This is a genomic window from Paenibacillus sp. J22P15, from assembly GCF_056269345.1.
Genome location: NZ_JBWDNT010000020.1, coordinates 21,373 through 33,458, shown reverse-complemented (window position 1 = coordinate 33,458; position 12,086 = coordinate 21,373). Strand labels below are relative to the sequence as shown.

Sequence of the window (12,086 nt, the reverse complement as noted above, 5' to 3'; positions counted from 1 at the left end):
ACTGTCCTCTTCGACCGCTTTCATCATTTACTCATACACTAGGCTGTCCAATATTTCATTTAGACTAAGCTCGGCGCAAGCCATTGAAGTATCAGCAACGCCATAATACATTTTTACGAGGTCCCCCTCCACAATAACCCCGCAGGAAAAAACGACATCCCCAAAAAAGCCTTTCTGCTCATAAGCAGCCTCAGGCTCCAGAACTGGCTTTGCAGAACGTGCGATAACTTTCTCAGGGTGCTCCAAATCAAGCAGCACAGCTCCCATGCAGTAACGATGTTCCTTCGTCGCTCCATGATACAGCTCGAGCCATCCCTTTTCCGTTTTTATAGGTACTGCCCCTCCGCCGATTCTGCCGCTGTCCCACATGCCTTCCCTCAAGCCAAGCAGATGCTTGTGATTTCCCCAATAAAGCAAATTGTCCGATTCTGCAATCCAAATCTCTGGCGTACCGATACTTTTCATCGTCGGACGATGAAGCGCATAATATTTTCCACCAATCTTTTCCGGGAAAATAAGCACATCCTTGTTGTCAGGACAGAAGATCATTCCGTGATGAGTAACGTTAATAAAGTCTCTGGTTGAAACCATCGATTCCCCAATCCCTTTCGGAGAAACGACTGAAAAATAAATATAATAATCTTCTCCCATTTGCGTTACGCGAGGATCTTCCACTCCAAAAATTTCTTGAGCGTTGGACGGGTAAATAAACGGCTCATTGTCTATCGTAAAATGGTGTCCGTCCTTGCTTCGCGCAATGCGCACGTATGAAATAGAAGTTAAATAGGCAAACGTAGCACTTTGTGTAACATCTCTAACAACGCGAGGATCTGAAAAGTCATACCGCTCATCATTTCGAGAAAGCTCTACAAGATCGATTTTCTCAGTAACCGTATTGTATACGGGAGCCAATACTTTATTCGGATCATCACTAATTGGTTGTTCGGCAACCCTTAGCAGCAACAAGATTTCGCCGTTATATTCAGCAACACCCGCATTAAATGCGCCGATGACCTTAAAGCCATCATGATATGGCTGTATATCGGCTGGAGTAATAATAGGATTTTCTTCATATCGGTAAATATTCATCCCTAGTTCACCTCAAGCCCTTCAAATTTCAGAAACGGATCTGGAATCGTAATTCTATGAGCCTCTGCATCGCTGATTCCGGCATATAAATCAGCCATTCCATCCTTACGCCTTACAAGGCCGCCACTGAAAACGACGTCAATCAAATCTTTTCTTTTTGCATCGCCTGAGAGAAATTTATCGCGAATTGCAATTAATTCAATATCCGAAAACTCACCCGTCATCGGATTTATAGCAAATACCATAGGGTAATAATGGCGGTCCTCTGCTTCATCGAAGCTCGCGATGTGACCCAAAATTCCGACAAGTCCATTTGACAGCACATGGGCTTCATTTGCGCCTCCCCACTCTGCTTCGATAAATTGCCCTTGCAGAAGCGGAGCTTCTTCTACTCGTTCAATGGTTAGCTCCTCTAGAGAAGCTGCGCGTACGAATCCAATCTTACCGCGTCCTCCCTTATCGCCCTGCGGCCTTGTAAATATCGCGACGCTGCCATCAGGCAGCTGCGCTATGCGAAGATCCTTCATTCCGTTAGGTCCGATGAAAAATAACTCTAAACTTTGAAGAGTGCTGCCTTTGTACATCACTGTTCGCCACGCAAGCGCACCTTCATGAACAGGATGAGGGTACACCTCTACGCCGCCGAGAACAATTTCACCATTGATTCTTGTATAGAAGGGGTCCTGAAGCGTCAGCACCGGCATTCCTTCCTTAGGCACCCATGCTCCATCCCGTTCTACGAAAAACTTAACCTGAGAATGCTCACTATCTCTGGACTCTACGCGTCCAGCAATGACCAGATCCCCCTCGTCTTCAAAAGGAGCTGTAATGTTATATACATCACGTTCGCCAACACCCGCAAATCGCAGCTTTACCGCATCCGTTACAGATTCTTTTTTGTTCAAATATTCGTTTAGGAGCGTTGCACACACTTTCACTTCATTTTTAACCAGCTTTTTCACCAAAATTTCCCCTTTACGTGAATTTTATTTTTTCATACACCAAAAATACAAAATACATTACTAATTAAAAATTGTAACGTTATAAAACAATTACTTTGCTTTATAAATTAATTTACACCCATTATTAATGACATGAAATAAAAAGTCAATCAAAACTTAATAAGTGAGAGTTCCTTTTTCAAACAGTTCCTTTTTCGTGTGGAATGAGATATAATTTGTAACGTTACAAACTTTTAAGCATAATAGAACATTGTGCACTTGGAAAGGAACGGTACTTTTGAAGCAGCAAAAAGTGACGATGCAAATGATTGCTGAAACTTTAAATATATCTAAAAACTCCGTGTCGCAGGCTCTAACGGGGAAAGATGGGGTCAGCGAGGAAACCAGACAACTGGTTATACAAACAGCTGAACGGCTGGGATATTCATACTCCGAAACTCGAAAGAAAAGACAGTCCGAGCGGAGCAGAAGCATCGCTTTGATTGCATCGGACTTCGCCTTCTCACAAAGAAGCTTTTTTGGCGAAATTTATTTAACAATAGAACAAGAATGTTCAAAACACGGAATGACATTACAGATACAGCCCATAAATCCTCATGCCAGAGATCATCTTATTTTGCCGTCCTTTCTGCAAAACCAGACTGTTGACGGTGTGCTTGTTCTCTCACACATTAGTACTGAATATATTAATGCCGTATTAGCTACAGGTATTCCGACCGTGCTGATTGACCACCATCATCCGAAGATCCAGGCAGACTGTATCTTGACCAATAATCGCTTTGGCGGGTATGAAGCAGTTCACCACTTAATCAATCTTGGCCACAAAAAAATTGGGTTCTTAGGGAATACCTCTTTCTCGCCTAGCTATCACGAGAGACTGGAAGGTTACAACCTAGCTATGAATGAGGCTGATCTGGAGATTAATCCGGAGTGGCTGGTGAAGGACGCTGTCGAGGAAGCAGTTGATGTAACCGACAAGCTGTCAAAGCTGTCTTCACTGCCAACGGCTTGGTTTTGCGTCAATGACGGGTTAGGGTTTTTATTAATTTCGTGCTTACAGCAAATGGGATACAAGGTACCCGATGATTTCTCCGTTTGCAGCTTTGATAACGGACAACTATCGCGAATCAATACGCCTACGACAACTACAATCGCTATAGATTTGAGTAAATATGGCCGACAAGCATTTAAGCAGCTGCTTTGGAGAATGAGCAATCCGGCAGAATCCTTTATTGAAATTCATCTTCCAACTACCTTGATCGAACGAGAATCGACAAGTCGACTTTTGGATAATGAGCACTAACATGCTTTCTGAATATGGAAACAACTCCTTTACCCGGTAGTACGCGTAAAGGAGTTGTTTTGTTTGTGCATTCATTTGATCTATTATTTGTTCCTTAACAATAAAAAAGCTTTGCAATCTGTCTCATAAGACAGGCTGCAAAGCCATTATACATGATGAGTTTAGCTAACCGAGGGGTTGATTCTGCCTAATTCATTTTCCACCAATGTCGTTAATTCATCTTCGTAGCCTCCGGTAATCCGGTACTTGCGAATATACTCTTTAACAAATTTACGCGGGTCCTTGGGTTGAAAAATTCTCGTGAGTTCTTTCAGGCTTTCCTTGACTTCATTCTGGCTATGTTTCGCCATGAAATCCCCTCCCCTTTACGTTGGATGGTCGTCCTAAACAGCATTATACGAGACCGCATGCGGCAATTATTCCGCAAGAACCCCCCACTCGGTACAGGCAACTCCATGGTCAATGAGTCACAATGTTCGCATTTTTCTTACTATTATATCATTGTGGTTAGGAATATGAAAGTGAGCATTTATTAATCTCTCGGTGCGGCTTGTTCGGGTTTTGCGTGCTTATTATGCTCAGCTTCCCTTGCTGCTGCTGCATTCATTACATTTGGAGGCGAGACATCGACTGACTGATGAGATGTAGACGATAGCCTATCTTTTCGAAACATTCTTAAATATGCAATCACGCCAATGATGGCTACCACAATTCCAAATGCTAACACCAATGTCGTTACCCAGCCCTGAACCATGTCCTCGCCTCCTTCCCATACTATATTTATCGGTAAAATTTCCTTGAATATTAGTTCTTTTCTACTTCCATTAACTTACCATATTTTAGTTATTATTATACCGAATCTGCGGAACGCAAGCAACTTATTCAAGGCTTCCCTAAAGGATTCGATAAGCGCCGATTCCGCATACAAGCAGCTTTCCTCCGTCATCCTTGACCTCTGCTTGCAGCGTCAGTGTGCGCTGCGTTCGATGAATCAGTTCTGCCTCGCATAGCAGCACACCGCCTTTGCAGCTAGCGAGAAATTGCGTATTCAAATTTGCCGTAACCGAGCTCTTATCAGGTGTCGCCAGCATGACCACCAGCCCCATTGCATTATCAAGCAGTGACATCAGTACTCCGCCATGAACGATGTTCAGCAGATTAAGATGCCGCTCAGAGGCATCTAGACAAATCGTCGCTTTACTCGCACTCGCCTGCACAATTTCACAGCCTAAATGTCCCCAAAAAGTCGCTTGTGCACGCTCTGCGAGCTTGGTCAGATGACCGAGCTGATCCGCCTGCTGAGCAAACCATTCCTCTTCTATGCTGCTCACTCTCCCTTCTCCTTCGCGGCCTGCGCCTGCTCCGCTTCCTCCTCCTGCAGCTTGCGGCGAAGCACCTTGCCGATCATTGTTTTTGGAAGCGTTTCCCTAAAAGTATAGTGGTGCGGTACTTTGTAGGAGGCTAGGCGTTCTCTGCACCAACGATCGAGTTGGCTGCTCGATACCTTTACGCCCTCTTTAAACACAATAAAGGCTTTTACCGTTTCACCCCGGTATTCATCCTTCACCCCAATAACAGCAGCTTCTCTTACAGCTGGATGCTCGAACAGCACCTCCTCCACCTCACGCGGATAAATATTGAAACCGCCTGCGATGATCACATCCTTAATCCGATCCATTATCGTAAAATAGCCATCTTCGTCCATCGTTGCGAGATCGCCTGTGTATAACCATCCGTCCCGTAGTACCTGATCCGAATCAGCAGGCTTATTCCAATACCCTCGCATGACCTGCGGACCTCGGACGATTAACTCTCCAAGCTCGCCAACCGGAAGCCTCTTTCCGGTTTCAGGATCAATTATTGCAGCGTCGGTATCTGGAAAAGGGATGCCGACCGTACCGATTTTGCGCTTCCCCCACACCGGATTGGCATGTGTAACGGGAGATGCCTCCGACAAACCAAAACCTTCAACAAGTCTTCCGCCGGTTAACGACTCGAATTTCTCCTGAACTTCAAGCGGCAAAGCTGCCGAGCCGCTGACACATACATTAATGGACGAAAGGTCGGTTTGTGCCGCTAACTTATGGTTTATTAGTGCGACGTACATCGTTGGCGCACCCGGGAAAATCGTTGGTTTCTGCTGCTTGATCGTTTGGAGCACCGTCTCTACTTCGAAACGCGGAAGTAAAATCAATGTGCCCGCCCGCAGCACCGACATATTCATTAATACCGTTAATCCAAACACATGGAACAGCGGCAGCGCCGCCAGAAAACGTTCCTTGGCATCCTCCGCCCTATAACACCAGGCAGATATTTGCATCGTGTTTGCTACGAGATTACGATGGGTCAGCATAACACCCTTAGGCGTTCCTGTCGTGCCTCCAGTATATTGCAGCGCTGCAAGGTCAGAGCCCTTAGCTGGACTCGGCAGCGCCACTGCTGCTCGCTTGGCTGCAAGCAGCTTCTTATAAGCAATGACACCAAAACTGCCATAGGGGATGTCTGCGCGAAAGCCTTCTTTTCGCTGCTTAAGCGGATAAAGCAAGTTCTTCGGAAAAGGGAGCCCATCCTTAATCGATGTAATAATGGCATGCTTCAGCTGCGGCAGCGGACCTGACTCCGGCTGCTCGCCTCGAACCCGAGACAAGCGCGCATAGAGCAGATCGACCGTAATAATAGCAACAGCGCCACTATCTTTAAGCTGATGCTCAAGTTCCCGCTCTACATATAGCGGATTCGTCTGTACGACTACGCCCCCTGCAAGCAGCACGCCATAGAAGGCTGCAACCGCCTGCGGGCAATTGGGCAGCATAATCGCCACACGGTCTCCTTTGACTATGCCTAGCGATTGGAGACCATAAGCGAGATTAAGCGCATTTTCATGCAGCTCGCGGTACGTCATGATTTTGCCAAGGAAATGCACAGCGGGGTGGTTCGGGTGGTTATTAACCGCATTAACTAAAAACTGTACGATGCTCTGATCGGGATAGATCTGCGAAGGAGAAATCTCCTTCGGGTAATGTCGAAGCCATGGACGCTCGTGCTCTTCAGCTTCAATGAGCGGTTGCTCGGGCAAGGACGGGTCTTCCGGTCTGAGCGAATCCATTCAAGCTCTCCCCCTTCACACGACATAATGCTCACTGCTAATAACACGAGCAGCAATCGTTCGCTTCAAAGCTACCGTATCTGAGAGAGGCGCGCGCATCAGCTTCTTCAAAATCGAAAGCTGCATTTGCAGTCCATCTCCCTGCTCCAGCGCAGCGAGTGCAAGCTTGGCTAACGACTCGACCCGCTCCATAGACTCCTGTACGAAGACCGTCGTCATTGCCAAAACATTCTCCGTCTTATCCGAAGCCGCGCCGCGGCTGGCTTTCATTATTTTTTGTGATCGCAGTAAAGCACTTTCCATAGCGAATATGTTGATCATAAGATCAGCAAGTGAGCACAACACTTCTTGCTCCTGCTCCAGCCGCAGGCCCAGCTTCTGAACAGCAAGCCCGCCAATGGCGAGAAAGATCTTTTTCGCTTGGCCTACACGGAATGCTTCCTTGCTCAGCGGCTTTTCCAGCGGCGGAATCGGCATAGGCTGCACGAGCTCAGCTTGCAGCGCTTTAGCTTTACGCAGCAGCGGCAGCTCGCCCTTTAACGCTTTTTTCATCAGCGTGCCAGGAATGAGCAGCCTATTGATCTCATTTGTCCCTTCAAAAATCCGATTAATACGTGAATCCCGATAAATCCTCTCCACCTTATAATCGCGAATATAGCCGTAGCCGCCGTGTATCTGCACACCTTCGTCTGCAACAAAATCGAGCGCTTCAGATGCAAAAACCTTGATGATCGAACATTCGATGGCATACTCTCCGATTGCCTTCGCCACTGTCATGCCACCTGCAGCCGTTCCCTCATCTTCTTCCGTTGTCCGGAGCATTGCATCGATCCAGCCGGCAGTCCGGTAGACCATGCTCTCCAGTACATAAGTACGAATGTTCATATCAGCCAGCTTGGCGCCTATAAGCGGATACGAGGAAATCGGCCGTCCAAATTGCTTCCGCGTGTTCGCATAAGCTGAAGCAAGCTCAATGGTCTCCTTCGATGAGCCGAGACATGCTGCTCCAAGCTTGAAACGTCCAATGTTCAAAATATTAAATGCAATTTGATGTCCTTTCCCAACCTCCCCAAGCACGTTTTCAACCGGCACCGCAACATCTTCAAAAAATAGAGGGCGAGTTGAAGAACCCTTGATGCCCATCTTATGCTCCTCCGGCCCAATACTGAACCCCGGCATACCCTTCTCGACAATAAACGCCGTAAAATACTCCCCATCTACCTTCGCATACACGATAAACAGGTCAGCAAAACCTGCGTTTGTTATATATAGCTTTGATCCGTTCAGCACATAATGCTTGCCATCCGGCGAAAGTCTTGCCGTCGTCTTAGCACCAAGAGCGTCCGAGCCTGATGCAGGCTCTGTCAAGCAATAAGCAGCTATCCGCTCTCCTGACGCAAGCGCAGGCAAGTACATTTTCTTTTGGGCAGGCGTACCGAAAAATACGATCGGCAGCGTTCCGATACCCGTATGAGCACCTACTGACAGCGCGAAGGAAGAGGTGCGCGCTAATGTTTCTGCGAGCAGCGTCGTACTTACCTTGTCGAGCCCCAGCCCGCCGTAAGCCTCCGGCACATCTGCCCCGAGCAGTCCAAGCTCGCCCGCCTTGCGCATCAGCTCTACCGTCAGATCATAGTTCAAAGCTTCCAGCTCCGCATCGCGCGGCGTAATTTCCGCATCCATGAACTGCTGCGCCGCATCCGCCATCATCCGCTGTTCTTCCGTAAAATCCTCGGGTGTCACGACCGATTCCGGCATACTGTCCTCCACGACAAACCGACCGCCAAAACGTATCGTTTCAGCCATACCGCAGCTCTCCTTTCAGTCAACTGAATATTTTGTTCAATACCGCCGCTCAACTTCCCCCTGGCTCTTAGGGCACCTATTGCTTACTGGGCGGAACGATAAACTTCAATCACACCTGCTGCTCCCATCCCTCCGCCAATGCACATCGTGACGACGCCGATTCCTCCGCCTCTTCGCCCAAGCTCATGAATAAGCGACACCGACAGCTTCGTCCCCGTACAGCCAAGCGGATGCCCGAGCGCGATAGCTCCGCCGTTCACATTGACCCGCTCGGGATCAATTCCCAGCTCCTTAATAATGGGCACGCACTGAGCAGCAAAGGCTTCGTTAAGCTCAAACAGATCGACCTGCTCCATCGTGATTCCTGCTTTTTTCAGCGCCTTAGGGACGGCTTCGATGGGGCCTATGCCCATAACCTCAGGAGCAACGCCAGCTACACTAAAGCTGCGGAATACCGCGAGCGGACGTAATCCCAGCTCCTGTGCACGTGCTCTGCTCATCACAATTACAGCAGCGGCTCCATCGCTCATTTGAGATGTATTGCCTGCTGTAACCGTTCCTTCCCTTGCAAAAGAAGGCTTAAGCGGCGCCAAGGTTTGAACGCTCGTCTCCGGCCTTACCCCTTCATCGGTATCGAATGTAAACACCTTCGACCAAGGACGACCCGCATCGTTTACACCTGAGCGGCTTGTCGTGATCGGAACGATCTCCGCTTTGAAGCGTCCGGCTTCGATAGCCGCTGCCGCCTTGCGGTGACTGGATGCTGCAAAAGTATCCTGCTCCTCACGCGTCACGCCATACCGGCGGGCGACCTCTTCAGCTGTATGTCCCATGCCCATGTATACTTCGGGCAACGCATCGACAATCGCAGGATGCGGCGACAGCCTGAAGCCGGTCATCGGCACATGGCTCATGCTCTCCACACCGCCGGCCGCAATAATCTCCGCATCACCGAGCCTAATGCGCTCCGCTGCATAAGCGATTGCTTGCAGACCCGAAGCGCAGAAACGGTTAATCGTTACTGCCGGCGTAGTCACCGGCAAGCCCGCATAAAGCGAGATGGTGCGAGCCATATTTAACCCCTGCTCGCCTTCGGGCATCGCGCAGCCAATAATGACATCCTCTATAAGCTCTGGCGTCAAGCCGGGCAGCCGCTCTAGCGCGCCTTGCAGCACGGTCCGCCCGAGATCCTCCGCCCTCGTTTCTGCAAGGCTCCCCTTCGATGCTTTGCCGACCGCCGTCCTCACCGCAGCAACGATAACGGCATCACGATCGTGATCTTCAAACGGTGATGAAGCTGACATTTCGCTCTCCTCCTTTTTGTTTATCGCACCCAATTACGGCTAATTTCGCAGCGGCTTGCCCGTCGCGAGCATATGGCTCATACGCTCCTGCGTCTTGCGCTCACCGCACAGGCTGAGGAATGCTTCGCATTCCAGATCGAGCATATATTGCTCACTCACCTCAGCGCCCGGCTGAATATCTCCGCCGGCGAGCACATGTCCAAGCTTGCCGGCAATAAGCGCGTCGTGCTCACTAATATGACCGCTTAGCCGCATTGCTTGCACCGCTACCTTAAGCACCGCGTTGCCTTCTCGTCCGGCAACGCGGATACGCTCTTCTGCGGGAGCTGAATATCCCGCCCGATCGAGCTCCAGTACCGCCCGCTTCGCTTCGGCTATACGTGCCTCCTGCCGCATAATGACGCGGTCCTGCGGGCGCATAAATCCTAAACGGCTAACCTCGTAGCCGCTGGTCGACGACTTCGCCAGCGCAATCGTCTCGAACAGCGCATTCAAATGCGGCTGCAAGTCCCCGCCTGCCTTACCGGCATTTGCGATCAAAGCCCGTTCAGCTGCCATCACTGCCGCTTCCTTGCAGCCCCCGCCCGCAGGAATAAGGCCCACTCCTGTTTCCACTAACCCAAAATAGGTCTCTGGTGAATAAATAATTCGGTCGGCAGGCAAGCATGCCTCTACCCCGCCGCCCAGCGTCATCCGATGCGGAGCTGCCACAACGGGACGGTCGAGCCGCTTGAGCCCCAGCATACTGCTCTGAAAGAAGCGGATAATCTCCTCCACCTCATCCCATTCGCCGCTCTGCGCTTCCATTAACAGAAGCATCAAATTTGCTCCCACACAAAAATTACGTCCTTCATTTGCGACAACCAGTCCGCGCCAGTTTTGTGATACCTCTTCTGTGCTCAGCCGGATAGCAGATAAAATATCGCCGCCAATCGCATTGTTCGGCGAATGGAATTCGAGCAGCGCCACTTCATCGCCAATATCAATAAGACTAGCCCCTGACGTAGACAGTACCGTTTTGCCCGCAGCCTTTAACGCCGCTAAGGAAGTGGAATCGGCCTCCTCCGCCTCTAACTTGTATGCGCCGCTCGCAGCGTAGACCCGCTCAGTACCCTCCACTTTATAAAACCTTTCATGTCCCGCTTCCAGCCAAGCCGCAACCCACTCCGGTATCGCATCGCCCTCCTTCTGCATTTGCTGCACCGACTTGCGAACCCCTATGGCATCCCACAGTTCGAACGGACCGAGCTCCCAGTTAAAGCCCCAGCGCATCGCACGGTCGATATCCGAGATCGAATCTGCAATGACACCGACTTGCGCAGCTGCATAAAGCAGCGTTTTTTTGATCGTTGACCATGCAAATTTAGCGTAGCGATCATTCGGTTCGGTTCGAAGCAGTGCCTTCACCTTAGCCGCCGCACCTTTCGCTGCCTTCGAAGCATCAATAACAGGCGAGTTTACCGACCGCTTAGGCCCATATTCGAGCGTATGCAGCTTGAGCGATTCAATCTCACTGCCGCCTTTGCCCTTCACCTTCCGGTAAAAGCCCGCGCCAGCTTTTTCACCGAGCCGCCCAGATGCGACAAGCTGCTCAAGCAGCGGCGGCCTCGCAAAAACCTTTTGCTCCGCTGGATCGCTGCTTCGCTCCCGCACATTATCCACAACATGCAGCAGCGTATCTAATCCGACCAAGTCGAGCATGCGCAGCGTCGCTGTCTTTGGTCTTCCCATCGCAGGTCCTGTCAGGGCATCCGCTTCCTCTACCGTAAGTCCGAAGGCAAGCGTATCCTCAAGCGTAACAAGCATGCCGTAGGTTCCGATCCGATTCGCTATGAAGTTCGGCGTATCCTTGGCTAGAACAACACCTTTGCCAAGCCGTTTCTCACATACTTCTGTTAGCAATTGGATAACCTCTGGTGTCGTGTCCGCAGTAGGCACGATCTCAACAAGCTTCATATACCGCGGCGGGTTGAAGAAATGCGTCACCGCAAAATTCTGCCTAAACTCCGTGCTCCTGCCCTCAGCCATAGAAGCAGCCGATAAACCCGACGTATTCGTGGAAACGATACTGCCCGGCTTGCGAGCCGCTTCAATTGCAGCCAGCACCTCACGCTTAATATCGAGCCGCTCGACAACCGCTTCAACGATCCAGTCCACATCCGAAAGCGATGCCAGATGATCGGTTAAATTACCTGGCGTAATGCGGGACGACCAAGACGGATCGTAAAGCTGCGCTGGCTGTGCCTTGCCCATTTTTGCAATTGCCGCATTTGCCAGCCGATTGCGTACCTTGGCGTCAGAGAGTGTGAGACCCTGTCTTTCCTCCTCTGCATTCAGCGCCTGCGGAACAACGTCCAGCAAAATAACCCGCATGCCCGCATTTGCTAGATGGGCAGCGATGCCCGCTCCCATAACGCCGGAGCCGACCACAGCGGCTTTGCGAATGGCGGCTTTGTTTTTTTGCGATGCTTGAATCGTCATAGCCTCCTCCTCCTTTTTAGAAACATGACTGAAAT

General features: G+C 50.0%; 10 protein-coding genes. 1 reads left to right on the top strand and 9 read right to left on the bottom strand.

The genetic code is table 11. The features are described 5' to 3' along the window. Positions 1 to 27: 27 nt before the first annotated feature. Both AC0YN6_RS25495 and AC0YN6_RS25490 read right to left on the bottom strand, forming a co-directional pair. The gene (locus AC0YN6_RS25495) at positions 28 to 1,089 is read right to left on the bottom strand and encodes a BtaManbiosPhlase (RefSeq protein WP_475750420.1); all 1,062 of its coding nucleotides are present in this window, start codon (positions 1,087 to 1,089) and stop codon (positions 28 to 30) included. Between the two features lie 2 nt (positions 1,090 to 1,091). Further along, positions 1,092 to 2,051, bottom strand: coding sequence for an MTP-1 family protein (locus tag AC0YN6_RS25490; protein ID WP_475750418.1), 960 nt, complete (start codon positions 2,049 to 2,051; stop codon positions 1,092 to 1,094). A 298-nt stretch (positions 2,052 to 2,349) separates the two neighbouring features. Between AC0YN6_RS25490 and AC0YN6_RS25485 the strand changes: the two genes are divergently transcribed. Beyond that, positions 2,350 to 3,354: a substrate-binding domain-containing protein gene (locus tag AC0YN6_RS25485; protein ID WP_475750513.1), complete on the top strand. Its 1,005-nt coding sequence runs from the start codon at positions 2,350 to 2,352 to the stop codon at positions 3,352 to 3,354. A 161-nt stretch (positions 3,355 to 3,515) separates the two neighbouring features. Here the strand turns inward: AC0YN6_RS25485 and AC0YN6_RS25480 are convergent, their stop codons facing one another. The 7 genes from AC0YN6_RS25480 to AC0YN6_RS25450 form a co-directional block, all read right to left on the bottom strand. After that, positions 3,516 to 3,704, bottom strand: coding sequence for a hypothetical protein (locus AC0YN6_RS25480; protein WP_475750416.1), 189 nt, complete (start codon positions 3,702 to 3,704; stop codon positions 3,516 to 3,518). Between the two features lie 182 nt (positions 3,705 to 3,886). Next, a complete protein-coding gene (locus AC0YN6_RS25475; RefSeq protein ID WP_475750414.1) occupies positions 3,887 to 4,108 on the bottom strand; it encodes a hypothetical protein in 222 nt (73 codons plus the stop codon). A gap of 139 nt (positions 4,109 to 4,247) precedes the next feature. Continuing rightward, the gene (locus AC0YN6_RS25470; protein WP_475750412.1) at positions 4,248 to 4,685 is read right to left on the bottom strand and encodes a PaaI family thioesterase; all 438 of its coding nucleotides are present in this window, start codon (positions 4,683 to 4,685) and stop codon (positions 4,248 to 4,250) included. Then, positions 4,682 to 6,460 (bottom strand): long-chain-fatty-acid--CoA ligase, encoded by a 1,779-nt coding sequence (locus AC0YN6_RS25465; protein WP_475750410.1) that lies wholly within the window; start codon positions 6,458 to 6,460, stop codon positions 4,682 to 4,684. The genes AC0YN6_RS25470 and AC0YN6_RS25465 overlap by 4 nt, the downstream gene beginning before the upstream one ends. Positions 6,461 to 6,475: 15 nt before the next feature. Then, positions 6,476 to 8,266: an acyl-CoA dehydrogenase family protein gene (locus AC0YN6_RS25460; protein WP_475750409.1), complete on the bottom strand. Its 1,791-nt coding sequence runs from the start codon at positions 8,264 to 8,266 to the stop codon at positions 6,476 to 6,478. Between the two features lie 83 nt (positions 8,267 to 8,349). Then, positions 8,350 to 9,570, bottom strand: coding sequence for an acetyl-CoA C-acyltransferase (locus AC0YN6_RS25455; RefSeq protein WP_475750407.1), 1,221 nt, complete (start codon positions 9,568 to 9,570; stop codon positions 8,350 to 8,352). Between the two features lie 39 nt (positions 9,571 to 9,609). Beyond that, complete coding sequence (locus AC0YN6_RS25450) at positions 9,610 to 12,051, bottom strand: 3-hydroxyacyl-CoA dehydrogenase/enoyl-CoA hydratase family protein (protein WP_475750405.1); 2,442 nt, start codon at positions 12,049 to 12,051, stop codon at positions 9,610 to 9,612. Positions 12,052 to 12,086 lie beyond the last annotated feature (35 nt).